Annotated in this window: 21 protein-coding genes; 12 read left to right on the top strand and 9 right to left on the bottom strand. The window is 66.4% G+C overall.

The genetic code is table 11. From position 1 onward, the window contains the following. Nucleotides 1-50: 50 nt before the first annotated feature. Nucleotides 51-2,132: a carboxy terminal-processing peptidase gene (locus PSK12I2_RS0105905; RefSeq protein WP_007162163.1), complete on the top strand. Its 2,082-nt coding sequence runs from the start codon at nt 51-53 to the stop codon at nt 2,130-2,132. 92 nt (nt 2,133-2,224) lie between these two features. Further along, on the top strand, nt 2,225-3,970 hold the full coding sequence (locus tag PSK12I2_RS0105900; RefSeq protein WP_027597661.1) for a bifunctional diguanylate cyclase/phosphodiesterase: 1,746 nt from the start codon (nt 2,225-2,227) through the stop codon (nt 3,968-3,970). A gap of 3 nt (nt 3,971-3,973) precedes the next feature. Here the strand turns inward: PSK12I2_RS0105900 and PSK12I2_RS0105895 are convergent, their stop codons facing one another. The 3 genes from PSK12I2_RS0105895 to PSK12I2_RS0105885 all read right to left on the bottom strand — a co-directional run bounded on the left by PSK12I2_RS0105895 (nt 3,974) and on the right by PSK12I2_RS0105885 (nt 5,739). Beyond that, nucleotides 3,974-4,345 (bottom strand): hypothetical protein, encoded by a 372-nt coding sequence (locus PSK12I2_RS0105895; protein ID WP_007162161.1) that lies wholly within the window; start codon nt 4,343-4,345, stop codon nt 3,974-3,976. Nucleotides 4,346-4,350: 5 nt separating this feature from the next. After that, nucleotides 4,351-4,815, bottom strand: a complete 465-nt coding sequence (locus PSK12I2_RS0105890) for a YkvA family protein (protein ID WP_007162160.1) — start codon at nt 4,813-4,815, stop codon at nt 4,351-4,353. Nucleotides 4,816-4,965: 150 nt separating this feature from the next. Then, nucleotides 4,966-5,739, bottom strand: coding sequence for an FKBP-type peptidyl-prolyl cis-trans isomerase (locus PSK12I2_RS0105885; protein ID WP_007162159.1), 774 nt, complete (start codon nt 5,737-5,739; stop codon nt 4,966-4,968). A gap of 255 nt (nt 5,740-5,994) precedes the next feature. On the opposite strand from PSK12I2_RS0105885, the gene PSK12I2_RS0105880 reads away from it, so the two are divergent. From PSK12I2_RS0105880 to PSK12I2_RS0105845, 8 genes are all read left to right on the top strand, one after another. After that, complete coding sequence (locus tag PSK12I2_RS0105880) at nt 5,995-6,285, top strand: hypothetical protein (protein ID WP_027597660.1); 291 nt, start codon at nt 5,995-5,997, stop codon at nt 6,283-6,285. 63 nt (nt 6,286-6,348) lie between these two features. Then, nucleotides 6,349-7,023: an ABC transporter ATP-binding protein gene (locus tag PSK12I2_RS0105875; RefSeq protein ID WP_027597659.1), complete on the top strand. Its 675-nt coding sequence runs from the start codon at nt 6,349-6,351 to the stop codon at nt 7,021-7,023. Beyond that, the gene (locus PSK12I2_RS0105870) at nt 7,020-9,479 is read left to right on the top strand and encodes an FtsX-like permease family protein (protein WP_027597658.1); all 2,460 of its coding nucleotides are present in this window, start codon (nt 7,020-7,022) and stop codon (nt 9,477-9,479) included. Before PSK12I2_RS0105875 ends, PSK12I2_RS0105870 begins: the two co-directional genes overlap by 4 nt. Beyond that, nucleotides 9,469-10,521 carry a lipocalin-like domain-containing protein gene (locus PSK12I2_RS0105865; RefSeq protein WP_027597657.1) on the top strand — a complete coding sequence of 351 codons (1,053 nt, stop codon included), beginning with the start codon at nt 9,469-9,471 and terminating at the stop codon, nt 10,519-10,521. Before PSK12I2_RS0105870 ends, PSK12I2_RS0105865 begins: the two co-directional genes overlap by 11 nt. Nucleotides 10,522-10,646: 125 nt before the next feature. Next, nucleotides 10,647-10,958: a DUF6482 family protein gene (locus tag PSK12I2_RS0105860; protein WP_027597656.1), complete on the top strand. Its 312-nt coding sequence runs from the start codon at nt 10,647-10,649 to the stop codon at nt 10,956-10,958. Nucleotides 10,959-11,117: 159 nt separating this feature from the next. After that, entirely contained in the window at nt 11,118-11,537 is a 420-nt protein-coding gene (locus tag PSK12I2_RS0105855; protein WP_027597655.1) for an SgcJ/EcaC family oxidoreductase, read from the top strand. A gap of 143 nt (nt 11,538-11,680) precedes the next feature. Next, complete coding sequence (locus tag PSK12I2_RS0105850; protein ID WP_027597654.1) at nt 11,681-12,706, top strand: TerC family protein; 1,026 nt, start codon at nt 11,681-11,683, stop codon at nt 12,704-12,706. A 16-nt stretch (nt 12,707-12,722) separates the two neighbouring features. After that, nucleotides 12,723-13,010 carry a hypothetical protein gene (locus tag PSK12I2_RS0105845; RefSeq protein ID WP_027597653.1) on the top strand — a complete coding sequence of 96 codons (288 nt, stop codon included), beginning with the start codon at nt 12,723-12,725 and terminating at the stop codon, nt 13,008-13,010. A gap of 417 nt (nt 13,011-13,427) precedes the next feature. Here PSK12I2_RS0105845 and PSK12I2_RS0105840 read toward each other — a convergent pair whose 3' ends face one another. Then, nucleotides 13,428-13,901: a GreA/GreB family elongation factor gene (locus tag PSK12I2_RS0105840; protein WP_027597652.1), complete on the bottom strand. Its 474-nt coding sequence runs from the start codon at nt 13,899-13,901 to the stop codon at nt 13,428-13,430. Nucleotides 13,902-14,042: 141 nt separating this feature from the next. Between PSK12I2_RS0105840 and PSK12I2_RS0105835 the strand changes: the two genes are divergently transcribed. After that, the gene (locus PSK12I2_RS0105835; protein ID WP_027597651.1) at nt 14,043-14,876 is read left to right on the top strand and encodes a DUF1206 domain-containing protein; all 834 of its coding nucleotides are present in this window, start codon (nt 14,043-14,045) and stop codon (nt 14,874-14,876) included. On the opposite strand, the gene PSK12I2_RS23740 is transcribed toward PSK12I2_RS0105835, so the two are convergent. From PSK12I2_RS23740 to PSK12I2_RS0105815, 4 genes are all read right to left on the bottom strand, one after another. Beyond that, nucleotides 14,873-15,598, bottom strand: coding sequence for a Mut7-C RNAse domain-containing protein (locus PSK12I2_RS23740; protein WP_037007545.1), 726 nt, complete (start codon nt 15,596-15,598; stop codon nt 14,873-14,875). The genes PSK12I2_RS0105835 and PSK12I2_RS23740 overlap by 4 nt on opposite strands. A 57-nt stretch (nt 15,599-15,655) precedes the next feature. Beyond that, nucleotides 15,656-19,681 (bottom strand): ATP-dependent RNA helicase HrpA, encoded by a 4,026-nt coding sequence (hrpA, locus tag PSK12I2_RS0105825; protein ID WP_027597650.1) that lies wholly within the window; start codon nt 19,679-19,681, stop codon nt 15,656-15,658. A 128-nt stretch (nt 19,682-19,809) separates the two neighbouring features. Then, the gene (locus PSK12I2_RS0105820; protein WP_007162139.1) at nt 19,810-20,589 is read right to left on the bottom strand and encodes an SGNH/GDSL hydrolase family protein; all 780 of its coding nucleotides are present in this window, start codon (nt 20,587-20,589) and stop codon (nt 19,810-19,812) included. A gap of 152 nt (nt 20,590-20,741) precedes the next feature. Then, nucleotides 20,742-22,421, bottom strand: a complete 1,680-nt coding sequence (locus PSK12I2_RS0105815) for a long-chain fatty acid--CoA ligase (RefSeq protein WP_007162138.1) — start codon at nt 22,419-22,421, stop codon at nt 20,742-20,744. A 259-nt stretch (nt 22,422-22,680) separates the two neighbouring features. On the opposite strand from PSK12I2_RS0105815, the gene PSK12I2_RS0105810 reads away from it, so the two are divergent. Next, on the top strand, nt 22,681-23,151 hold the full coding sequence (locus tag PSK12I2_RS0105810) for a MaoC family dehydratase (protein ID WP_007162137.1): 471 nt from the start codon (nt 22,681-22,683) through the stop codon (nt 23,149-23,151). A gap of 15 nt (nt 23,152-23,166) precedes the next feature. Here the strand turns inward: PSK12I2_RS0105810 and PSK12I2_RS0105805 are convergent, their stop codons facing one another. Next, nucleotides 23,167-23,742: a DUF1349 domain-containing protein gene (locus PSK12I2_RS0105805; protein WP_027597649.1), complete on the bottom strand. Its 576-nt coding sequence runs from the start codon at nt 23,740-23,742 to the stop codon at nt 23,167-23,169. Nucleotides 23,743-23,769: the final 27 nt, after the last annotated feature.

Below are 23,769 nucleotides of genomic sequence, written 5' to 3'. Positions count from 1 at the left end.
GCCGGGAAGGGCCTATAGCCTATTCCTTTCCGTGCATTAGTCGAATACACATGAAGCAGCTCTTGTCCCGTACCGCCCTCGTTGTCCTGCTTGGCGTCAGCGCAACGCCCCTCTTCGCCAAGCCCAACGCGCCGGTAGGCGCCGAGAAACTGCAACCCGATCGCGACCAGGTCATCGCCAGCCTCAACATCGTCGAGCTGCTCAAGCGGCACCACTACAGCAAGCCGCCGCTCAACGATGCCCAGTCGATCAAGATCTACGACAGCTATCTGAAGATGCTTGATCCCGGCCGGCTGTATTTCAATGCCGCCGACATTCGCGAATTCGACGCCTCGCGGACCCGCTTCGACGACTACCTCAAGCAGGGTAACCTCGAACCGGGCTTCGCCATCTACCGTCGTTATGCCCAGCGCATGACCGAGCGGCTGAACTACGGCCTGGGCCTGCTCAACGCCGGCATCGGCAAGCTCGACTTCACCGTCGACGAATCCTTCAACACCAATCGCGAGAAGGCGGCCTGGCCGGCGGACACCGCTGCGCTGGACGATCTCTGGCACCGCAAGCTCAAGGACGAGGTCCTGCGCCTGCGCCTGTCCGGCAAGACCGATCAGCAGATCCAGCAGCAGCTGACCAAGAGATACAAGAATCAACTGGCGCGGCTCAACCAGACCCGCAGCGAAGACGTCTTCCAGACCTACATCAACGCCTTCGCCGAGTCCTACGACCCGCACACCCAGTATCTCTCCCCGGAAAGCGCGGAAAACTTCGACATCAACATGAGCCTGTCGCTGGAAGGCATCGGCGCAGTGTTGCAGAACGACAACGACTACGTGCAGATCCTGCGCCTGGTACCGGCCGGCCCGGCCGACAAGTCGAAGCAGATCGCGCCGGCGGACAAGATCGTCGGCGTCGCCCAGGGCGACGGCGAGATGGTCGACGTCATCGGCTGGCGGCTGGACGAGGTGGTCAAGCTGATCCGCGGACCCAAGGGCTCCAAGGTCCGCCTGGAGGTCATCCCGGCGAGCAATGCGCCGAACGACCAGAAGACCAAGATCGTCACCATCACCCGCGAAGCGGTCAAGCTCGAAGAGCAGGCGGCGCAGAAGCACGTGATAGACGTGCCCCACGAGGGCAAGCACTACAAGCTCGGCGTGATCGACGTACCGGCCTTCTATCTGGACTTCAAGGCCTATCGCGCCGGCGACCCGAACTACAAGAGCACCACGCGTGACGTGAAGAAGCTCATCGGCGAGCTGCAGAAGGAAAAGGTCGATGGCATCGTCCTGGACCTGCGCAACAACGGCGGCGGCTCGCTGCAGGAAGCCACCGAACTGACCGGGCTGTTCATCGACCAGGGTCCCACCGTGCTGGTGCGCAATGGCGACGGCAAGGTCGAGGTGCTGGCCGACGACGAAGGCGGCGCCTTCTACAAGGGCCCGCTGACCGTGCTGGTCAATCGCCTGTCCGCCTCGGCCTCGGAGATCTTCGCCGGCGCCATGCAGGACTATCACCGGGCGCTGATCGTCGGCGGCCAGACCTTCGGCAAGGGCACCGTCCAGACCATCCAGCCGCTCAACCATGGCGAGCTGAAGCTGACCATCGCCAAGTTCTACCGCGTCTCCGGCCAGAGCACCCAGCACCAGGGTGTACTGCCGGACATCGACTATCCGGCGGTGGTGGACACCAAGCAGATCGGCGAGAGCGCCCTGCCCGACTCCATGCCCTGGGACACCATCGCCCCGGCGGTGACCGGTCTGAGCAATCCCTTCGCCAACTACCTGCCGGAACTGGTCAAGCGCCATGACGTGCGGGTGCAGAAGGATCCCGACTTCATCTTTGCCCGCGAGCGCCTGAAGCTGGCCCAGGAACTGGCGGCGGATACCACCGTCAGCCTCGACGAGAAGAAGCGCCGCGCCGAGCAGACCGCGCTGGACGAGCGCCAGCTGGCCATGGAAAACCAGCGTCGCAAGGGCAAGGGCGAAGCCCCGCTCAAGGAGCTGAAGAAGATCGACGAGGACAACCCGGCGATCGACGACGACAAGACCAAGCCGCAGGACGACGCCTATCTCATGGAGTCCGGCCATGTGCTGCTGGACTACCTGGACCTGAGCCAGACGCCGCCCAAGCGCTGACATCAAAACGTCACATCTCTGTCGTGAAATGCCCGGGGGTCGCCACCTGCGACCCCCGGGCATTTTCGTTTCCGGGTTCCTGCAGGCTTATCATGACGCTTAACGACCAGGCTGGGGTGTTGGATCGCATTCTCGCCAATCGCGAGTTGCATTCGCTCTTTCAACCCATAGTGTCCTTGAGCGAGCGACGCATCCTCGGCTACGAGGCCCTCATTCGCGGCGCCTCGAATACTCCGCTGCAATCCCCCCTGCCACTCTATGCCACCGCTCGCCAGGCCGGTCGCCTGTCCGAACTGGAAATCGCCGCACGCCAGCAGTCCTGCCAGACCTTTCGCGAACTGGCGCTGGATGGCCTGCTGTTTCTCAACGTCTGTCCGGAAACCCTGCTGGAGCCGGCGCACCAGTCGGGCCAGACCCTCAAGCTACTGCAGCGCCTGGGTCTCTCCCCGGCGCAGGTGGTGATCGAGCTCACCGAGCAGGCGCCCATCGATGACTTCGCGCTGCTGGCCACCGCCCTGCACCACTACCGCGCCATGGGCTTTTCCATCGCCCTCGACGACCTGGGCGCCGGCTATTCCAGTCTCAGGCGCTGGTCGGAATTGCGCCCGGACTTCGTCAAGATCGATCGCCACTTCATCGAGTCCATCCACCGCGATGCGGTGAAGCGCGAATTCGTCGGCTCCATCCTGAAGATGGCCGAAGCCTCGCGCGCCCAGGTGATCGCCGAAGGCATCGAGACCCACGAAGAGCTCTCGACCCTGGCGAGCATGGGCGTGGATCTGGTCCAGGGCTATCTGCTGGGTCGACCGACCGCCGCCCCACCGCGCGAGATCCAGACCCTGCTGCCGGTGATGGAAGTCCGCAGTTCCGAGCTTGCCGAAGAATCGACCACCGTTGCCAGTCTCAGGGTCGAGCAGGTCGCGGTCGGCCAGGACATGCTCATTCCCGAAGTGCTGGAGCGTTTCCGCCTGCAGCCGAGCCTCAACACCCTGGCGGTGGTGGACGAAGACGATCGCCCGGTGGGCATCGTCCACCATCACGAACTGAGTTCGGCGCTGCTCAAGCCCTTCGCCCACGAGGTGTTCGCGCGCAAGCCCATCGCCCGACTGATGAGCCAGGACTTCCTGGCGACCGAATCCGGCCAGTCGCTGCAGCAGGTCAGCCGCCTGCTCACCGCCCGAGCACGCCAGCGCATCGAAGAGGATTTCATCATTACCGAAGGCGGTCGCTATGTCGGCGTCGGACGGGTGATGGACGTGCTGCGCCTGATCACCGAACAGCGCATCCAGCAGGCCAAGCATGCCAACCCCCTCACCCAGCTGCCCGGTAACGTGCCCATCCAGCAGTGCCTGACCCGGCTGCTGGATCAGCAGCGCGAAGCCGTGGTGTGCTACGTCGACATCGACGGCTTCAAGCCCTTCAACGACCTCTATGGCTACGCCAAGGGCGACGAGGTCTTGCTCTGCCTGGCGCAGACCCTGTCCGAGCGCCTGGATCCACAGCAGGACTTCGTCGGCCACATCGGCGGTGACGACTTCCTGGTGGTGCTGGGGTCGGCGGACTGGCGGCGGCGCCTCAATGGCCTGATGGCGGCCTTCCAGGAGCGCTGCCGACATTTCTATCGCAGCGAGCACCTGGAGGCCGGCTGTTTCCTGGCCTACGACAGAGACGGCCGCCGGCGCGAGTATCCGCTGCTGTCGCTGTCCCTGGGGGTGGTGGAACTGGACCGAGAGGCCGGCCAGCGGGTGGATGCCAGCGGAGTGGCGGCGCTGGCCTCGGAGGCCAAGCGCAATGCCAAAAGGGTGCCCGGCTACAGCCTGCACCTGATGCGGGCCTGACGCCTATTCCTGGCGATGGTCGGGATAGCGGTGATCGAACACCCGGGTCACTTCGGCCGCATGCCAGCTGATGGCGTCGGTGACGGGCGGCGAACCTTCCAGGGCGCCCAGGCGCAGGGCACAGTCGAAGAAACCTTCACGGGGGATGCGCGTACCGCTCTGGCTGACCACCAGCGCACTGCGCAGCGGCCGACCCTCGCGCCGATCGAGGGCGGCCAGATACTCTAGCGCCGTGGTCAGGGTGACCATCGCCGGCTGGGGCAGCCCCAGCCGTTCGATCACCGAGCGGTAGGTCAGGAGACTGCGGCTGCGCCGCGCGCTCTCCAGTTCATCCAGCAAGGCCAGCCAGTGCTGGCGACTGATGCGTACGCTCAAATCCCTCAATCCCGCAACTGATCGAGGGCGACGCCGGGCGCCGGCCGCTCGTGCTTGTCGGGCAGGGCCGCCAGGGCCGCCTGCTGGCTCGCGGTGCGGTTGGCGCGCCAGGCCCGAAAGCCGTCCAGCTCATCGCTGCAGGCCTTGCCGACCCAGGCCAGCACGGCGAGGTCGTCGAACAGACCGAACATGGGCACCCAGTCGGGAATGAGATCGATGGGCAGCAGGAAGTAGACCAGACCCCCGGCGACGGTCAGCAGAGTCTTGCGACTCACGCCGCGGTATTCGCCTCGCCACCAGGCCAGCAACAGCTGATGGAACAGACTCAGGGTGTCGCGGGCCTCGCCCAGCTTGAGTCCGCGCTTGCTGGTCTTGCGCGCTACGCCGAGCAACAGTGCGGGCAGGCGGCCACGGATCAGCAGGCGCTGGGCGATACCAAGGTAGCGATCAAAATTCTTCGGCGGCTTCATGGACACCTCGAGCAGGAGAGAGCATTGGCCAGAGACCCGTAAACCACAGGTCTTTGCGCCCTTGCTTGGATCGCACCGCTGCGGCAGGGTTTCCCGCCGTCCAATGTAAAACGCCCTGCTAGGCAGGGCGTTCGGCACAAAGAGTGCGGCTTACTTCTTGGCCGGAGCCTTTTCGGCAGCGGCCGGCGCCTCGGCAGCCGGAGCGGCCGGAGCGTCTTCGGCGTCCGCGGCAGCGGCGTCCTTGATGCCGAGCAGTTCCAGGTCGAACACCAGCACGGAATTGGCCGGGATCGCTGGGCTCGGGCTCTGGGCGCCGTAGGCCAGCTCGGAGGGGATGTACAGCTTGATCTTCTCGCCGACGTGCATCAGTTGCAGCGCCTCGACCCAGCCCGGAATCACGCCGTTGACCGGCAGGTCGATCGGGGTGCCACGCTTGATGGAGCTGTCGAACACGGTGCCGTCGACCAGCTTGCCCTCGTAGTGCACGGTGACCACGTCGGTGGGCTTGGGCTGCGGGCCATCGGCCTTCTTGACCACTTCATACTGCAGGCCGGAAGCGGTGGTGATCACGCCAGGCTTCTTGCCGTTCTCTTCGAGAAACTTCTTGCCGGCCTTGGCGTTGTCTTCGCTGACCTTGGTCATCTTCTCTTCGGCGCGCTTCTGCAGGGCGGCGAAGGCTTCGGTCAGCTGCTGATCGGTCAGCTTCTGGTCCTTCTTGCCGACGGCGTCCTCGATACCCAGGGCAACGGCCTTGGGATCCAGGTCGTCGATGCCTTCCTGGGCCAGGCTCTTGCCCATGTTCAGGCCGATGCCGTAGGACGCCTTCTGGGCCGGGCTTTCCAGCTCGACCTTGGGCTTGGAGTCGCAGCCGCTCAGAACCAGACCCACCAGGGCCACCGCTGCTGCCAACCGATACTGTTTCATGTTGATTCCTTATCCGTGCGCATTGTGCGCGTTCAAATAACTGATCGAGCTTACAAGGAGACCTGCTCGCTTGCCATCGCCAGGCCTCTAAATGGCTGCAAAGGATAAGATTTCAAGCTTATGTCTGCCTGAACATCGCGTGAACGAGCGGCGGGCTATCCCTGCGACGTCTTGTCCGGGACGCCCGGGCAATGGCGACCGACGCGAGTCCAGGCGCTAAACTAGCGCTTTCTTCAGAGCCTGCCAGAGACCTCCATGTTCGAGCCCAACGATCTGAATCGCCCGCCTCTCGACCTCGCCCGCGAATCGCGCAAGGCCGGTGGCTACGGCCTGCTGTACTCGGTGCTGCTGGCGATCGGCATCCTGCTCTATCACCACTGGGTGCCCAGCGCCTTCCCCGGCAGCCTGCTGCAGATGTCCCTGGCACTGCCCATCATCCTGTTCGCCGGCAGCGCCGTGTACTACCTCACCATGGTGCGCAAGTGCGAGCGTCTGCAGCGCGAGGAAGACGAGAAGGCCGGCAAGGGCAAGGCCAGGCGCCGCTAGCCGCGCTGAACGTCGCCGCCCCCGCCCGGTCGATTGCAGACCACGACCGGCGCTGGAGGCGCGATGCTGACCATCACCGATCTGCACAAGAGTTATCCGACGCCCCAGGGCCCGCTGCCGGTCCTGCGCGGCGTGGACCTCAGCCTGGCGCGGGGCGCGAGTCTGGCGCTCATGGGCGAATCCGGCAGTGGCAAGAGCACCCTGCTGCACCTGGTCGCCGGCCTCGACCGGCCTGACCGGGGCCACATCCAGGCGGCCGGCCAGGCGCTCGACAGTCTCAACGAACGGGCCCTGGCCGCCTGGCGCCGCGAGGGCATCGGGCTGATCTTCCAGCAATTCAATCTGATCGCCAGCCTCACGGTGGCCGACAATCTCGCCTTCCAGGCGCGCCTGGCCGGGCGCCATGATCCGCGTTGGCAAGCCGAGCTGGCCGAGCGCCTGGGGCTGACCGCCCTGCTGGAGCGCTATCCGGAACAGCTTTCCGGCGGCCAGCAGCAGCGCGTGGCCCTGGGACGCGCCCTCGCCTCCCGGCCGCCCCTGCTGCTCGCCGACGAACCCACCGGCAATCTCGACGAAGCCAGTGGCGACCAGGCCCTGGCCCTGCTGCTGGAACTGGTCGCCGAGACCGGCAGCAGCCTGCTGATGGTAACCCACAGCGCGCGCATCGCCAGCCATCTGGATCGCACCCTGCAACTGGAACGCGGGCGTCTCGGCGGCGCAGCCGTGGGCCAGCCATGAGACTGCTCTACTGGAGTCTGCACAGCCTGGCCAGCCATTGGCGGCGCCATCCGCTGCAACTGGCCGGCCTAATCGCCGGGCTGTGGCTGGCGACGGCGCTGCTGATCGGGGTGCTGGCGCTCAATGCCCAGGCCCGCCAGAGCTATGCCCAGGCCAGCGCCCTCTTCGGTGCCGACCAGTCGAGTCTGGAAGCCCGTGACGGCAAACGCTTTCCCCAGGCGCTGTTCGTCGAATTGCGTCGTCAGGGCTGGCCGGTGTCGCCCGTCCTGCAGGGCCGCCTGACCCTGGCCGAGCGCGAGGGCGCCCTGCCGCTGCTGGGCATCGAGCCGGTCACCCTGCCCAGTGACCGGGGGGTGGCGGCCAGCGCTTCGCCCGAGGCCCTGTTCGACTTTCTCGGTCCGACCGGCACCACCTGGATCGCGCCGGAAACGTTACGTGAATGGCGGCTCCAGGCCGGTGAGGTGCTGCACCGCGCCGATGGCCTGGCGCTACCACCGCTCCAGCCGCGCCCCGGCCTGGCGCCTGGCACCCTGGTCATGGACATCGGTCAGGCCCAGCGCCTGCTGGACGCACCGGACCAGCTTTCCCGGCTGATCCTGCCAAAGACCTTTCAGCGCGCCCTGCCCACCCTGGACGGGGTCGACCTGCAACGGGTGGAGAACGACCAGGGCGCCGAACTGGACCGCCTGACCGACAGCTTCCACCTCAATCTGCTGGCGCTCGGCCTGCTGGCCTTCGCCGTCGGCCTGTTCATCGTGCATGCCGCGACCGGTCTGGCGCTTGAGCAGCGCCGCGCCCTGCTGCGCACCCTGCGTGCCTGCGGCCTGTCGGCTGCGACCCTGGTGCTGGCGCTGACCCTGGAGCTGGCCCTGATCGCCCTGGTAGCGGGCGCCCTGGGAGTTGCCAGCGGCTATCTACTGGCGGCGCTGCTGCTGCCCGACGTGGCGGCCAGTCTGCGGGGACTCTATGGCGCCGAGATCGCCGGCAGCCTGACCCTAAGCCCGGCCTGGTGGCTGGCCGGCCTCGGCCTCAGCCTGGGCGGTGCCCTGCTGGCGGGTGCCGACGGCCTCTGGCGCGCCGCGCGGCTGCCGCTGCTGGCGCTGGCCCAGGGTGAGGCCTGGCGCGCCGCCCATGGCCGCTGGCTCAGGCGCCAGGCCCTGGGTGCCCTGCTGGTCGGCCTGGCGGCGCTGGGGCTGTGGCTGGGCGGCAACAGCCTGGCCAGCGGCCTGGCCCTGCTCGGTTGCCTGCTGCTGGCGGCGGCCCTGGCATTGCCGCCGCTGCTGAGCGCCCTGCTGGATCTGCTCCTCAAGCAGGCCCGGCGCCCACTTTCACGCTGGTTCCTGGCGGACGCCCGCCAGCAGCTGCCCGGGCTGTCCCAGGCGCTGATGGCGCTGCTGCTGGCGCTGGCGGCCAATGTCGGCGCGGGCAGCATGACCGAGGGTTTTCGCCGCACCTTCGATGGCTGGCTCGACCAGCGCCTGGCCGCCGAAATCTATCTGCGCCCGCAGGATGCTACCCAGGCCGCGGCCCTGCTCGCCTGGCTACCCCAGCAATCCAGCGTCCGCGCGGTGCTCCCGGTGTACGAACTAGAGACCAGGATTGAAGGCCAGCCGTCCACCCTGAGCGGGGTGCTGGACGCTGACCTCTATCGCCAGCACTGGCCGCTGCTCGATGCCGATGGCGACGCCTGGACGCCCTTCTTCGCGGGAGAGGGCGTGATGCTCAGCGAGCAACTGGCGCGCCGCCTCGGGGTGGCCAAAGGGCAGCGGGTGGAGCTGCAGGGCAGCCAGGGGCGCTGGTCCGCGCCGGTGCTCGCCACCTATGCCGACTATGGCAATCCGCGTGGCCACCTGCTGCTGGCCCAGGCGCGCCTGCGGGCGCTATGGCCGGATGCCGCCCTGGTGCGCATCGTCATCCGCATGGCGCCGGCGCAGGTAGAGGCCCTGCGCGGCGAACTGCAGCAGCGCTTCGGGCTGGACGCCAGTCATTCCATCGACCAGGGGCAGTTGCGGCGCTATGCCGACCAGGTCTTCGAGCGCACCTTCAGCGCCACCGCCGCGCTCAACGCCCTGACCCTGGCGGTGGCCGGTCTCGCCCTGTTCATCGCCCTGCTCGGCCAGGCGCAGCGGCGTCTCGGTCAGCTCGCGCCGCTCTGGGCGCTGGGCATCGAACGACCGCGGCTGATCCTGCTCAGCCTGGGGCAGCTGCTGGGGCTTGCCCTTCTCACCCTGGCCCTGGCCATGCCGCTGGGCATTCTCCTGGCCTGGTGCCTGGTAGCGGTGGTGAACGTTCAGGCCTTTGGCTGGCGACTGCCGCTGCAGGTCTTTCCAGGTCAGTTGCTGGCGCTTTCCGCCATTGCCCTGCTGGCGACCCTGTTGGCGGCCGCCTGGCCGCTGCTGCGGCTGCAGCGCAGTCAACCGCTGGATCTGCTGCGAGAACTCGGCAATGAACGTTAGGGCCCTGCTGGTCGCACTCCTGCTGCTTACCGGTTGCGACCAGCAACCGGCTTCCGAAGGCTTCGCCGGCCTCGGCCAGGGCAGCGAGAATTTCGCCCCCGTCGTGCCCGGCAAGGTCTTCAGCTTTCCCGCCGATCACGGTGCTCATCCGGATTTTCGCATCGAATGGTGGTACGTCACCGCCAACCTCAGCGATGCCGAGGGTCATCACTACGGCGTGCAGTGGACGCTGTTCCGCAATGCCCTGCGGCCCGGTGCCGACCAGCCCGGCTGGAGCAACGGCAACCTCTGGCTGGGCCACGCCGGCCTCACCACCGAAACCCGCCAGTTCTCTGCCCAGACCCAGGGTCGCGGCGGCATCGGCCAGGCCGGGGTGACGGCCGCGCCCTTCGCCGCCTGGATCGACGACTGGCGCCTCGCGGGTGACCTGGCCGGTCGGGCGCAGGTCCAGGCGCAGGGCCCGGGCTTCGCCTATCGGCTGGAGCTCGCCGCCACCGGCCCGCTGGTGCTCCAGGGCGAAGGCGGGGTCAGCCGCAAGTCCGCCAGCGGCCAGGCGTCCTACTACTACAGTCAGCCCTTCTTCCAGGCCCAGGGCGAATTGGAGATCGAAGGACGGCGCGTGCCGGTCAAGGGCCTGGCCTGGCTGGATCGCGAATGGAGCAGCCAGCACCTGGCCGCGGACCAGCTGGGCTGGGACTGGTTTTCCCTGCATCTGGACGATGGTCGCCAGTTGATGCTCTACCGCCTGCGCCAGGCCGACGGCCAGCACTATCTGTTCGGCAACCTGATCGCTGCGGATGGCCACAACCAGCCGCTGCATCCCGGCGATATCCGCCTGGCGCCGGAGTCCACCCACAGGGTCGCCGGCCGCGAGGTGCCGGTACGCTGGTCCATCACCCTACCGGGGCAGCAGCTCGATCTGCATATCGCGGCAGTCAACCCCGATGCCTGGATGGCCCTGGGCACACCCTACTGGGAAGGTCCGGTTAGGGTGGAGGGCAGCGCCAGGGGGATGGGCTACCTGGAAATGACGGGGTACTGACAAGAGCGGAGAGACACCTCCCGGACGCATCTCACTCCGGAACTCCCGGCCCCGCTCCCGCCTCGAATCCTTACCTACTCCTGCCGCTGCGCAGGGCTCGTTAGCGTGATAACCGAGGTGTGTCGATGAATGTCAAAGAGCTGAATCAGCAGGTCAAGGCCGGCGCGGTCAAGGAAGTCAATCTGGTGTCCATGGAAGGCGGCTCCTACGTCATCCATGCGCTGGTGGAAGGCACCTCGGTCCCGGTCGCCGATGACAAGGGCGCCACCCTGCACGTGGCCTCGGTGGAAGAAGCCCGGCGCATCCTCGATGACGTCAAGGAAGTGCGCCTGTTCATCGCCCAGCCGGCGGTCTATGAAGAGATGGTCGGCCAGCCGGTGAGCCAGACCGATTCGCGCGAAGAGATCCCGTTGCGCTCGACGATCGACAACCGCTGATCCACCTCGCCCCCGCCGTCGCCGGCAACCGGCGGCGACACCTCCGTGCCCCGGACGCCTCGCGCAGGCGTCACCCTCGAGCGATAGGTCGCCACGGCGCAACCATCCGGGACTGAATGTTATATTATAACACTCACCTATCAGCCCGAGGATTCCGTCATGTCGATCGCCGCTCCTGCCCGTTCCAACGAAGAGATTGCCTGTCTGGCCGGAGCCAAGGCCGCGCTGTACACCTGGGCCGCGACCGTCGCCACCCGCGATGTGGAAGCCATCCTCGCCCTCTATGCGCCGGACGCCATCCTGGTGCCGACCCTGTCTAACGAGGTGCGCGACAGCGAGCAAAGCCGCCGCGAGTACTTCCGCAACTTCCTCGCCAACGACGGGCTGGTGTGCGATGTGCAGATCTTCAAGAAGAGGGTCAGCAGTCAGCTCAGCACCGTGGTGGTCGGCGGGCTCTATGTCTTCCACTATCGGGAAGGCGAGCAGGCCATCAGCGTGCCCGCGCGCTTCCTCTTCACCTTCGAGCAGATCGACGGCCGCTGGCTGATCACCGGCCACCACTCTTCCCGAGAAGCCTGAGCTAGAGCGGTTGCATTTTGTAAAACTGCAATCCTTGCCGAATGTGCGCGAGTTCGAAATCCTGTCCTGGTGACCCGGGCCCCTCTGACGGCGTGTGCCGCCATGTCGAGTCATAGTCTTGAAACTTGACTAAGGAGGGGCTCATGAACGCCCTGCATGCATTCTTCTTCGCCGATTTCCTCGGCACCGCCACCTGGATGTGGCTCACCTTCTTCACCGTCGTCATCGCCCTGCTGGCCTTCGACCTGGGTGTGCTCCACAAGGAGAACAAACCCATCGAGGTCAAGGAGAGCCTGCTGCTGTCCGCCGGCTACATCAGTGCGGGTCTGCTGTTCGCCCTCTTCGTCTGGCAGCTCAAGGGCGCCGACGCCAGTCTCGACTACGTCACCGGCTTCCTCATCGAAAAGTCGCTGTCCATGGACAACGTCTTCCTGATGGCGGTGATCTTCGGCTTCTTCGCCATCCCCCGCGAGTACCAGCACCGGGTGCTGTTCTGGGGCATCCTCGGGGTGATCGTGCTGCGCGCCATCATGATCGGCCTGGGCGCGGCCCTCATCCACCAGTTCGACTGGATCCTCTATATCTTCGGCGCCTTCCTGGTGATCACCGGGGTCAAGATGCTGTTCGCCAAGGTGGATGAAGAGCCCAACCTCGACGACAACGTCTTCATTAAATTCCTGCGCAAGAAAATGCGGGTGACCGATGAGCTGCATGGCGATCATTTCTTCGTGCGCCAGCCCGATGCCAGTGGCAAGGCGGTGCTCTGGGCGACCCCGATGTTCCTGGCGCTGATCGTGATCGAGTGCGCCGACCTGGTGTTCGCGGTGGACAGTGTGCCGGCGATCTTCGCCATCACCCAGGACCCCTTCATCGTCTATACCTCCAACGTCTTCGCCATCCTGGGCCTGCGCGCGCTGTACTTCGCCCTGGCGGCGATGATCCATCGCTTCGCCTACCTCAAGTACGCCTTGGCGCTGGTGCTGGTGTTCATCGGCTGCAAGATCTTCCTGGTGGGCATCATCGGCAAGATTCCGCCGGCGATCTCCCTGAGCGTGACCCTGGGCCTGCTGGCCGGTGGCGTGCTGGTCTCGCTTTACAAGACCCGCGGCGAAGCCAAGCACAGCGCCGCCGGTTCTGAGCCGCGCGATTCGTTGAAGCGGCCTTCATGACAAGGAGCGGACGAACATGAGCACCAAAGCCATCCTCGGACTCGCCGGCATCCTCCTGCTGCTCGGCCTCGGCGGCTGCGACAGCGCCGAGAAGGCGGCGGACAGCTTCGCCACCAAGGTGGAAGAAGCCGCCCGCGAACAGGCCCGGGAAACCCTGGGCGGAACCCTCGACGAGCTGAACAGGAAGGTCGACGAGGCCCAGCAGCAGAGCCGCGCCTGGCTCGATCAGCACCGGCCGAAGCAGGAAAAGGAAGAGACCGCACCGCCCAGGGCCAACCGGTCGGTGGAAGGGGTGGAGACCTGAGAGAGGGATTGCCCTGGCGGCAATCCCGAAATCACGACAGACCTCATCGTCTCTTGATCGCGGCCATGGCGGTCCGCCGATGCGACCGCTCCTACGGCCAACCTGGATGGTTGGAGCTTTGTCCCAATCGCACAACATGGTCGACGCCCTGAAGCGAGGTCTGTAGGAGCGGCCCATGGCCGCGATTGTCCCCAACGCAGCTTCATAGCGTCGTAGCGTGGAAAACGGCGTAGCCTTTTCCACTGGGGCTTAGTGGAAGGACACCCTCACCCCAACCCTCTGCCGAGAGGAGAGGGAGCTATCCGAGCGGGCATTCATCTCCATCGGCACCGGCAAGCCTGCGATCCGCCGCCATTGCCCAGTCCATGGGAGCGAGCCAAGGCCACGACAGAGATAGGACGTTACCTCTGCCCTACGCTAATACACCGCCAGGATCTCCTGCCGGTGCACCTTGCCTTCTACGGTCACCGCCACCTCGTCGCCCTCCTCCCGCCCGAGCAATGCCTGACCGAGGGGCGCACGCGGGGAGATCACCAGCACCTCCTGACCGTCCAGCCTGACCTTGAGTCCCGCCGCATCCGGGCCGAGGAACAGCCAGCGGCTGGCCGTGGCGGTAGTGAGTTCGATCAGGGCGCCGACGCGGACACCGTCGCTCATGGCCACGGGTGTCAGCGCACGGTAGGCGGCCAGGGCCAGCTCGATCTCGTGCAGACGGCGGCGTTGACCATCGGCCAGGTAGGCCGCTTCCAGACCGCGGGTGTCGTACTTGTTCTCGGCCTTGCTTTCGCTGTGGGTGGCCGCTTCATGGCTGGCCGCCAGTTGCTGGCTGATGACCTCGCGGTCGGCTTCCAGCGCCTGGAGAATGAGGGTGAGCAGTCGAGCTTTGTCCATGAAACTGTCGCCGAGGCAAAGGGTGCGAGCCTAAGGCCTAACGCCGCGTCCCGCCAGCGCCCCCGGTGCGCCTGTCCGCCCGCCAGAACCCGTACGCGGGCCGCCGGTCAGTACAAGGCAGGATGTAACAGGACATAACAGATGCGCACCCGTACCGGACTCACTCTCCTGGCCCGCGGCGGCTATGCCGCCCGCGGTCTCGTCTATCTCATCATCGGTGTGCTGGCGCTGCTGGCCGCACGCGGCTCCGGCCAGCCGGCGGACAGCCATGACAGCCTCGAAGCCCTGCTCGCCCAGCCCTTCGGCCACTTCCTGGTCGGCCTGGTGGTGGTCGGCCTGGTCGCCTTCGCGGCCTGGCGCATCCTCCAGGCCATCCGCGATGTGGATGACCATGGCAGCAAGCCCAAGGGCCTGGTGATCCGCGCCGGCCTGCTGGTGGGTGGCATCACCTATGGTGCCCTGGCCTTCTTCGCCCTGGGCCTGCTGGTCAGTGGTCTGCGCCAGGGCGGTGGCTCGGGTGGGGAAACCAACGATCTACTGCAAACGCTCCTCGGTTGGCGCTATTCCAACCTGCTGGTGTACGTCGCCGCGCTGATTCCGCTGGGCGTGGGCCTCGCCCATTTCGTGAAGGGCTGGAAGGCCAGCTTCGAGCGTTATCTCGAAGCCAGTCCGGAGCAGCTGCGATTGATCCGGCCCATCGGCCGCTTCGGGCTGATCGCCCGGGGCGTGGCCTTCGTCGAGATCGCCGTCCTGCTGGTGGTCAGCGGCTCGCGCTATCAGGCGCTGCATCCGCCGGGCATGAAGGACGCCCTGAACGGCCTGCAGAATCTGCCCTTTGGCGGACTGGTGCTGTCCGTGGTCGGCCTCGGCCTGATCGCCTTCGCCTGCTACAGCTTCGCGGAAGCCTGGTGGCGGCGCATCGAGATGGACCTGCCGGACGTGGGCGGCTCGCTGCGCCAGGTATTGCCGCGTTAGACCAGCGCCAGCCGCTCGCGCATGGCGCGCCAGTGGCTGCCTTCCCAGAACAGCTTGTCGCAATGCGGACAGTGCAGGAAATGCCGGTGGCGTTCCCGCACGCGCGGAGGCAGGCGGTCGGCGACCTCCGCCAGGCTGACCGCCTGCAGACTCGAGTTGCAGGCCAGACAGCGTGAAAAGGGCAATGCCCAGGGACGCAGACCCAGGCGCTGGTAGAGCTCCTGCAGCTGCGCCTCCGGACGCAGGGCATGCACATAGCAGCCATGCAGCACCTGCCGTCGCTTGAGCAATTCACGATCCCGGGTGAGCAGGATACGTTTTTCGCGCCGGGCGAGATCGGCCAGGGCCGGATCGGCATAGGCGTTGTCGTACAGGGTATCGAAGCCCGCCATGCGCAGACGCCGCGCCAGCGCGCCGAGGTGTGCATCGGCGACAAAGCGCGGACGCCCTGCCCCTGGATGACCAGGCGCGGATTCGCCTGAGCTCTCGGCCTGCGCCGGATGAACGATGACCTCATCGCCGTCGTCCAGTCGCTGCGTCAGCGCAGCCGCCTCGCTGTTGATCAGCAGCAGACCCACCTCGGTATGGGGCACACCGAGGGCTTCGATCTGATGCTTGACGCTCGCCACCGCGGCGCATTCGACCCGGATCACCCGGCCGCGACGGGTCGGGGCCAGAAAGCGTTCGAGGGCGCCGTGGAAGCGAAAGCTGGCCTGGGTCATGGCCTCACTATGCCAGCGGCCGACCCGGGCCTGGGAGGGTTCCGATGGATGACCGCGCTAGGCCTCCACCAGACTCCACTGCTTGTTCAATCGCTTGTCCGACACCGGCATCCGCGTGCCCAGCTGCTGGGCCCAGAGGGATACGCGGTATTCCTCCAGCATCCAGCGATAGAGCTCCAGATTGGCGTCGCGCTTGCCCTCCTGGCCATGCTTGGCGGCGCGGGCGCGATACTGCTCCCAGAGCCCGGCCAGCTCCCCGCTCCAGACGCGATCGCGCTGCACCTGGCTGCCGAGCTTGTCGAAGCGCTGCTCGATGGCCTTCAGATAGCGCGGATACTCCTTGAGCCATTCCAGCGGCGTATCCCGGACGAAACCGGGATAGACCAGGCTGGACAGTTGCGCCTTGATGTCGTTCAGCGCCACCGCCTGGGCCAGGTCGATGCGACCCTTGAATTTCTTCTGCAGGCCATGCCAGAGCTTGAGGATTTCCAGGGTCAGGCGCGCGATCCGTTCGGCCTGCTCGGTCCAGCCGCCCTTGCGCCGCTCGGCCAGTGAAGCCAGGCCGGCGCCATCGCGGGGCAGCTCGGCGTCGTCGGCGAGGATGGCCGCGTCCAGACTGGCCAGCAGGATGTCTTCCACCAGCGCCTCCGGCCGACCCAGTTCGCGGTGCAGCAGGCCCAACTCGGTGAGGCCGGGCAACTTGCCGCGCAGGAACTTGGCCTGCTCCGCCAGTTGCTGCAGCAGCAGTCGCTGCAGGGCGCGGCGATGCTGGTAGCGCGCTTCGGCCTGGGTGGCGAAGCGGCCTTCGCGCACCGTGCCCTGCTCGTCCACCAGCGCCGGATAGACCGTCATGGAAAGGCCGGCCACCTGCTGCTGGGTCTTGGACGCCACCTCGGCGAAGGCCTTGGCCTCCACCGGGCGCTGCTCCTGGCGTTTCTGCGTCGGCAGGGCCAGAGCCGCCTGGCTCTCCTGGGCGAAGCGCGCCGTCACCTCGGCCAGGTCGCGGCCTTCGCCCAGCGGCTTGCCCTGGGCATCGACAACTTCCAGGTTCATACGCAGATGGGGATCGAGACCCGCCTCGGCTTCCGGCCAGGCCTCGTCGGGAACACGGGCGCCGGTCATGCGCTGCAATTCGCGCCCCAGGGCCTCGTGCAGCGAGCCCTCGCCGAAGGGGATCTTGTCCAACGCCGCGCGAACGAAATCCGGTACCGGGACGAAGTTCTTGCGCAGCGCCTTGGGCAGGTTGCGCACCAGGGCCACGCAGCGGTCGTAGAGCAATCCCGGCACCAGCCAGTCAAGCCGCTGCGGCGGCAGCTGCGGCAACAGCGGCGCAGGCACTCGCAGGGTGACGCCATCGCGCGGATGGGTCGGGTCGAATTCGTAGGACAGCGGCAGAATCAGCTCGCCCAGGCGCAGGGTGTCCGGATACTGGGCAGCGGTCACCTCGCTGGCTTCGCGGGCGAGGACGTCTTCCTCGCGCATGATCAGCAGGTCGGGTTGCCTGGCGCTCTCGCGGCGATACCAGCTGTCGAAGGTGGCGGTCTGGTAGACGTCCGCCGGCAGACGCGCAGCATAGTAGTCGAACAGCGTTTCCTCATCGGCGAGGATGTCGCGGCGGCGGGCCTTGGCTTCCAGTTCGTCCAGCCGCTCCAGCAGCGCCCGATTGGCGGCCAGGCATTTGGCGCGGCTGTTGATCTCGCCGCGCACCAGGCCTTCGCGGATGAACAGCTCGCGGGCGGCAGGCGGATCTATGGGGCCAAAGTGCACCGGGCGGCGGCCGACCACGATCAGGCCATAGAGGGTGACCTGTTCATAGGCCACCACCTGGCCGCGCTTCTTCTCCCAGTGGGGCTCCAGGTGCGTCTTCTTGACCAGGTGGCCCGCCACCGGCTCGATCCAGTCCGGCTCGATCTTGGCCACCATACGGGCGAACAGCTTGGTGGTCTCCACCAGCTCCGCGGCCATGATCCAGTTGGGTTTCTTGCGGCCGATGACGCTGCCGGGATGGATCCAGAAGCGCCGCTGGCGCGCCCCCAGGTAGTCGCCGTCTTCGCTCTTCTGGCCGATCTGGCTGAGCAGGCCGGCGAGAATGGCCTTGTGCAGCGCCGCATAGCCACGGGCGCGTACCGCCGCCTCGCTGGCTTCGGCATGTTGCTGGGCCTTGGCGTTGACGTGCTTGTCGGTGGTCGGCGCAGGTCGGTTGCCGACTTCCGCCGGTGCCGGCGCCGGACTGTCGGCCTTACGCGCCTGGAGCCCCAGTTCGCGGCACAGCAGGGTCAGTTGGCGATGGGCATCGCGCCACTCGCGCAGCCGCAGGTAGTTGAGGAAGTGTTTGCGGCACCAGCTGCGCAGGGCGTTGGAGCCCAGCGCCTGGCGCTGCTCTTCGAAACCGTGCCAGAGATTGACCAGGGCGGCGAAGTCCGAATCCGGGTCCTTCCACTGGGCATGGGCCTGATCGGCCTGTGTCTGGCGGTCGGCGGGGCGCTCGCGCGGGTCCTGCACCGACAGGGCGCTGGTGACGATCAGCACCTCGGCGAGACTGCCCTGCTCGGTCGCTTCGAGCAGCATGCGGCCCAGGCGCGGATCGACGGGCAGGCGCGCCAGTTGCCGCCCCAGGGGCAGCAGGCGCCCCTCGACGTCCACCGCCGAGAGTTCCTGCAACAGGGTGAAGCCATCCTTGATCGCCTTGCCATCCGGCGGCTCGATAAAGGGGAAGTCTTCGATGCGACCCAGGCGCAGATGCAGCATCTGCAGGATCACCGCCGCCAGGTTGGTGCGCAGGATCTCCGGATCGGTAAAGGTCGGTCGACCGAGGAAATCCTCTTCGCTGTAGAGGCGGATGCAGATGCCCGGCTCGACCCGGCCGCAGCGGCCCTTGCGCTGGTTGGCGCTGGCCTGGGAGATGGCTTCGATGGGCAGGCGCTGGACCTTGGCTCTATAGCTGTAGCGACTGATGCGCGCGGTGCCGCTGTCGATCACGTAGCGGATGCCCGGCACGGTCAGCGAGGTCTCGGCGACGTTGGTCGCCAGCACGATCTTGCGCCCCGGACGCGGCTGGAAGATCTTCTGCTGCTCGGCCGGCGTCAGGCGCGCATAGAGCGGCAGCACCTCGGTGAATTTCAGCTGGGCCTTGCGCAGGACCTCGGCGCAGTCGCGGATCTCGCGCTCGCCGGGCAGGAACACCAGGACATCGCCCGGACGCTGACCGACGCTGCGCTCATGGGCCTCGATCTCGTCCAGTGCCTGGAGGATGCCCTGATCCACCGAGAGATCGTCCACCAGGCGCTCGCCGTCTTCGTCCACCTCGGCGCTGAGGGGGCGATACCAGGTCTCCACCGGATAGGTCCGCCCGGACACCTCGACGATGGGCGCGCCGTCGAAGTGCCGGGAGAAGCGCTCCAGATCGATGGTGGCCGAGGTGATGATCAGCTTGAGATCGGGGCGACGCGGCAGCAGGGTCTTGAGAAAGCCCAGCAGGAAGTCGATGTTGAGACTGCGCTCGTGGGCCTCGTCGACGATGATGGTGTCGTAGCGTTCGAGAAAGCGGTCGTGCTGGGTCTCGGCCAGCAGGATGCCGTCGGTCATCAGCTTGATCAGGGTGGCATCGGTGCTCTGATCCTCGAACCGCACCTGATAGCCGACCAGTTCGCCCAGCGGCGAACCCAGTTCCTCCGCCACCCGGGCGCCCACGCTGCGCGCCGCCAGCCGGCGCGGCTGGGTGTGGCCGATCAGCCCCTGCACACCCCTGCCCAATTCCAGACAGATCTTGGGCAGCTGGGTGGTCTTGCCGGAACCGGTCTCACCGGCGATCACCACCACCTGGTGGCCGGCGATGGCGCGCTTGATCTCCTCGCGCTTGGCGGCGATCGGCAGGGCGTCGTCGTAACGGATGGTCGGCACGCTGGCACGCCGCGCCTCGACCTTGGCGCAGGACGCCTGGAAACGCTCCAGCCACTGGGCTTCGCGGGCCGGATCAGGCTGTTTCTGCAGGGCCTGGAGCTGGCGCCTCAGGCGATGGCGATCGGCGTTGAAGGCCTGATCCAGGTTGGCGGCGAGACGGGCAACGGAGGGGGTATCGGTCATGAAACTCTTTCGACGGCGGTCGCTTGGACCGGTAAGTGTAAAAGAGTTGGGGGGTGCGGCGGGGCTTTACAAGAACGGCGGGCGGAAAACCGCTGCGCGGCCGGACTGCGCGCAGCGGCGGAACGGACTCAGCGCTTGGCCTGGACGCTGGCTACGTTCAGCTTGGCCGGCGGCGTGCGCAGAGCCATGTCCAGCGACTGTAGGGCCTTCCAGGCGTCCTGTTGCAGATCGGCGGGATCGGCATGATCGAACTTGATCTTTTCGCCGGCGGCCGGCAGCGGCGGACGGGTGCCGTAGATCAGGGCATAGAAGACCGAGGCGGTCAGGTAGGTACCGGTAAAGGACGGGTGGCTGCCGTCGGGCAGGAACAGACCCGGTTGCGGCTGATCAGCCAGGGCCTTCTGCCAGGCCTGGCCCACCGGGGCCAGCAGCGCGCCGGTTTCCTTGGCCAGGGGGGTGTAGACGCTGTCCAGCTGCGCCTGCATGGTCGGGTTGTTCTGCCGGGCCCAGGTCAGGTAGAGGATCGGCTGGGCACCGTCCTTGCGCGCCAGGTCGGCGATCAGGCGCACGTACTGACGGGTCAGGTCCGGATTTTTCACCGGCATCATGCTGTGGTCCTGGATCACCACGTAGTCGTAGTTGGCCTTGGCCAGCTCGTCCTGCACGTCGTGGCGCTTCCAGTGTTCCTCGAGGCTGGCGCCGCTGAAGGTCACATGCTTGACGTCCAGCGGGCGCGACTGACCGGCGTCAACGGACATTTGACGGACCATCGCCGGCAGATCGTTGACGAAGGTGTAGCTGTTGCCCACGAACAGGACGCGGATGGGTTCACCGGCCTGGACCTGACCGAGCACGCTGGAGCCCAGCAGGAAGAGGCCCAGCACGGCCTGGCGTACGCTAATTCGCATGGTGTGTCCTCAAGGAAAGAGGTCGGAGAGGTGACGGCAAAATGCCGCCTGCGGTTTATACCCGAACCTCTTGCGAAAACCATGCTTGGAAACCGGTGGCACCGCTACCAGTCGACGAGAGGTAGCGGCGCGGGGGACATAGTGAAGTCCTGTTACGCCTTCTTGAGTTCGGCGTCACGCAGTTCGCGACGCAGGATCTTGCCGACGTTGGTGGTCGGCAGGCTGTCGCGGAACTCCACCAGCTTGGGTCGCTTGTAGCCGGTGACGTTGTCGTGCATGTGCTTGAGCACCTGCTCGGTGGTGAGGGACGCACCGGGCTTGGGCACCACGAACACCTTGATCTTCTCCCCCGCCACCTCGTCGGGGATACCGATGGCGGCGCACTGCAGCACCCCGGGCAACTGGGAGAGTACCTCTTCCAGCTCGTTGGGATAGACGTTGAAGCCGGACACCAGGATCATGTCCTTCTTGCGATCGACGATCCGCAGATAGCCATCCGGCTCGATCACGGCGATGTCGCCGGTGCGCAGCCAGCCTTCGGCGTCCAGCACCTCGGCGGTGGCCTCGGGACGCAGCCAGTAGCCCTTCATGACCTGGGGGCCCTTGACGCACAGTTCGCCAGGGGTATCGAAGCCCTGGGCCACGCCATCGGCATCCACCACCTTGCAGTCGGTGCCTGGCACCGGCACGCCGATGGTGCCCAGCCGGCGCCGCTCCAGCGGATTGAAGCTCACCACCGGACTGGTCTCGGTCATGCCGTAGCCTTCGCAGATGCCGCAGCCGGTCACCTCTTCCCAGCGCAGAGCCACGGATTGCTGCAGCGCCATGCCACCGGAAAAGGTCACCTTGAGCTGGGAGAAATCCAGCTGGCGGAAATCCTCGTTGTTGCACAGGGCGGCGAACAGGGTGTTGAGGCCGACGAAGCCGTTGAAGCGCCACTGCCGCAGTTCCTTGACCAGCGCCGGCAGGTCGCGCGGATTGGTGATCAGGACGTTGTGGTTGCCCTGGATCAGCATGGCCATGCAGTGAATGGTGAAGGCATAGATGTGATAGAGCGGCAGCGGCGCGATCATCACTTGGGCGCCGCCGCCCAGGTATTTGGTCATCAGCACCTGGCACTGCAGCATGTTGGCCACCAGATTGCGGTGGGTCAGCATGGCGCCCTTGGCGATGCCAGTGGTGCCGCCGGTGTACTGCAGCACGGCGACGTCCTCGGCCGCCGGGTCGGCGTCGACGAAATCGACGTGCTCGCCCTTGGTCATGGCATCGACGAAGCGGATGGAATGGGGAATGCGATAGGCCGGCACCATCTTCTTGACGTGGCGGACCACGGCGTTGACCAGCAGGCGCTTGAAGGTCGGCAGCAGGTCGCCGACCTCGGTGATGATGACGTGCCGGATGTCGGTCTGCGGCAGCACCTGTTCGGCCAGGTGCGCCATGTTGGCCAGGCAGACCAGCGCCCGGGCGCCGGAATCCTTGAACTGGTGCTGCATCTCGCGGGCGGTGTACAGCGGGTTGGTGTTGACCACCACCAGGCCGGCACGCATGGCGCCAAAGACCACCACCGGATACTGCAGCACATTGGGCATCTGCACGGCGATGCGATCGCCGGGTTGCAGGTCGGTATGCTTTTGCAGGTAGGCGGCGAACTGACCGGACAGCTCATAGAGTTCGCGGTAGCTCAGGGTGCGGCCCAGGTTGCTGAACGCCGGGCGCTCGGCGTAGGTCTGGCAGGCCTCGCGGAATACCGCCAGGACGTTGCGATAACGGTCCAGGTCTATGTCTGTCTGGATGCCCTCGGGATATTTGTCACTCCAGAAATTCGGCATCATGCAGCCCGCTCCCGCTCTATGGTTATTGTTCGTTGGAGTGCCGTGATCAGCGCTGAACCGGCCCTGCGAGCCTAGCAGCTTTGCCCTGCCCGCAACAGCATCAATATCCGCCCTGAACGTCACCTAATGACCAGATGGTCACTTATGGTCACCTTCTCCCGGGGCTTTTCCGGGCGTCGATTAGCCTCGGGCGGCGAGCCTGGGTAGAATGCCCGGCTTCGCGGCGTCCGCCGCCTTGTCACAGCTGCCGGAGCGCGTCATGAGCCTGACCGAAAACATCCCTTATGAAGCCCTCGAGATCGGCCAGAAGGTGACCGTGACCCGCACCATCGAGCAGCGCGATGTGCTGCTGTTCGCCGCCCTCTCCGGGGACTGCAACCCGCTGCACCTGGACGCCGAATTCGCCGCCAAGACGCTGTTTCGCGAGCCCATCGCCCACGGCATGCTCAGTGGCGCCCTGATCAGCGCCGCGGTGGCCTGCAACCTGCCGGGCCCGGGCACCCTCTATGTCGACCAGACCATGACCTTCGAGAAGCCGGTCAAGCTGGGCGATACCCTGACGGTGGAAATCGAGGTGCTGGAAAAGCTGCCGAAGTTTCGCGTGAACCTGGCCACCCGGGTGTTCAACCAGCACGGCGACAAGGTCGTCGACGGGGTCGCCAAGGTGGTTGCCCCGCGCAAGCCGGTGCAGGTGCAGCAGGTCGAACTGCCCCCCGTCACCGTCGGCTGAGTCGCCCTCCCCACCTCAACTCAGATCGGCCAGGCCTCGCTGCAGCGGGGCCTGCAGACTGAAGTCGCTGAACGCCACCTCCATGCCACCCCGCTCCGGGGTGCCACAGACCGGGCCGACCCGGTACTCGGCGGCGACGGGCAGGCTGGCCAGGCGCAGCAGCGGCCAGCGCTGACCGTCGAGCGAGGCCTGGACCCGCAGGGTGCCCTGGGTCAGGGTAATCCTCAGCCACAGCTCTTCGCGCTCGCCCAGCGGTGCGCCCACGGCCAGATCCGAGCGTCCCAGGGTCAGGACGCTGAGCAATTGCGGGGTATCGTCGAAATAGCCGATGCCGGCCCGCAGCCAGTGCTGCTCGTCGATCCGCACCATCAAGCCGGCATGGTCGCCCTGGTTCTTGCAGCGCGCCGCCACCCGCAGCTGGGCGGTGAAGCCGCTGGTGACCCGGGCGCCGAAGAAGTGGCCGCTGTGGCGCTCGCCGCCGTCGTGGGTGTGGTTCCAGAAGTCACTGTGGCGATCGGTGATGACCCGCAGCCGCTCGGGCTCGGCCAGCCAGGTTTCAGGCTCGTTGATCCAGTGGCAGATGTCGAACATGGGGCTCTCCTCGCGTGCTCGCGCTTG

It is taken from the genome of Pseudomonas sp. MOIL14HWK12:I2 (assembly GCF_000510745.1).
GTDB lineage: Bacteria > Pseudomonadota > Gammaproteobacteria > Pseudomonadales > Pseudomonadaceae > Chryseomonas > Chryseomonas oryzihabitans.
This window is presented reverse-complemented; position numbering and strand designations above follow the sequence as displayed.

What these genes read in the sequence shown, in the direction of transcription:
- PSK12I2_RS0105905 (WP_007162163.1), top strand. Translation starts at nt 51, where the DNA reads ATGAAGCAGCTCTTGTCCCGTACCGCCCTCGTTGTCCTGCTTGGCGTC.
- PSK12I2_RS0105900 (WP_027597661.1), top strand. Translation starts at nt 2,225, where the DNA reads ATGACGCTTAACGACCAGGCTGGGGTGTTGGATCGCATTCTCGCCAAT.
- PSK12I2_RS0105890 (WP_007162160.1), bottom strand. Translation starts at nt 4,815, where the DNA reads ATGAAGCCGCCGAAGAATTTTGATCGCTACCTTGGTATCGCCCAGCGC.
- PSK12I2_RS0105885 (WP_007162159.1), bottom strand. Translation starts at nt 5,739, where the DNA reads ATGAAACAGTATCGGTTGGCAGCAGCGGTGGCCCTGGTGGGTCTGGTT.
- PSK12I2_RS0105880 (WP_027597660.1), top strand. Translation starts at nt 5,995, where the DNA reads ATGTTCGAGCCCAACGATCTGAATCGCCCGCCTCTCGACCTCGCCCGC.
- PSK12I2_RS0105875 (WP_027597659.1), top strand. Translation starts at nt 6,349, where the DNA reads ATGCTGACCATCACCGATCTGCACAAGAGTTATCCGACGCCCCAGGGC.
- PSK12I2_RS0105870 (WP_027597658.1), top strand. Translation starts at nt 7,020, where the DNA reads ATGAGACTGCTCTACTGGAGTCTGCACAGCCTGGCCAGCCATTGGCGG.
- PSK12I2_RS0105865 (WP_027597657.1), top strand. Translation starts at nt 9,469, where the DNA reads ATGAACGTTAGGGCCCTGCTGGTCGCACTCCTGCTGCTTACCGGTTGC.
- PSK12I2_RS0105860 (WP_027597656.1), top strand. Translation starts at nt 10,647, where the DNA reads ATGAATGTCAAAGAGCTGAATCAGCAGGTCAAGGCCGGCGCGGTCAAG.
- PSK12I2_RS0105855 (WP_027597655.1), top strand. Translation starts at nt 11,118, where the DNA reads ATGTCGATCGCCGCTCCTGCCCGTTCCAACGAAGAGATTGCCTGTCTG.
- PSK12I2_RS0105850 (WP_027597654.1), top strand. Translation starts at nt 11,681, where the DNA reads ATGAACGCCCTGCATGCATTCTTCTTCGCCGATTTCCTCGGCACCGCC.
- PSK12I2_RS0105845 (WP_027597653.1), top strand. Translation starts at nt 12,723, where the DNA reads ATGAGCACCAAAGCCATCCTCGGACTCGCCGGCATCCTCCTGCTGCTC.
- PSK12I2_RS0105840 (WP_027597652.1), bottom strand. Translation starts at nt 13,901, where the DNA reads ATGGACAAAGCTCGACTGCTCACCCTCATTCTCCAGGCGCTGGAAGCC.
- PSK12I2_RS0105835 (WP_027597651.1), top strand. Translation starts at nt 14,043, where the DNA reads ATGCGCACCCGTACCGGACTCACTCTCCTGGCCCGCGGCGGCTATGCC.
- PSK12I2_RS23740 (WP_037007545.1), bottom strand. Translation starts at nt 15,598, where the DNA reads ATGACCCAGGCCAGCTTTCGCTTCCACGGCGCCCTCGAACGCTTTCTG.
- hrpA (WP_027597650.1), bottom strand. Translation starts at nt 19,681, where the DNA reads ATGACCGATACCCCCTCCGTTGCCCGTCTCGCCGCCAACCTGGATCAG.
- PSK12I2_RS0105820 (WP_007162139.1), bottom strand. Translation starts at nt 20,589, where the DNA reads ATGCGAATTAGCGTACGCCAGGCCGTGCTGGGCCTCTTCCTGCTGGGC.
- PSK12I2_RS0105815 (WP_007162138.1), bottom strand. Translation starts at nt 22,421, where the DNA reads ATGATGCCGAATTTCTGGAGTGACAAATATCCCGAGGGCATCCAGACA.
- PSK12I2_RS0105810 (WP_007162137.1), top strand. Translation starts at nt 22,681, where the DNA reads ATGAGCCTGACCGAAAACATCCCTTATGAAGCCCTCGAGATCGGCCAG.
- PSK12I2_RS0105805 (WP_027597649.1), bottom strand. Translation starts at nt 23,742, where the DNA reads ATGTTCGACATCTGCCACTGGATCAACGAGCCTGAAACCTGGCTGGCC.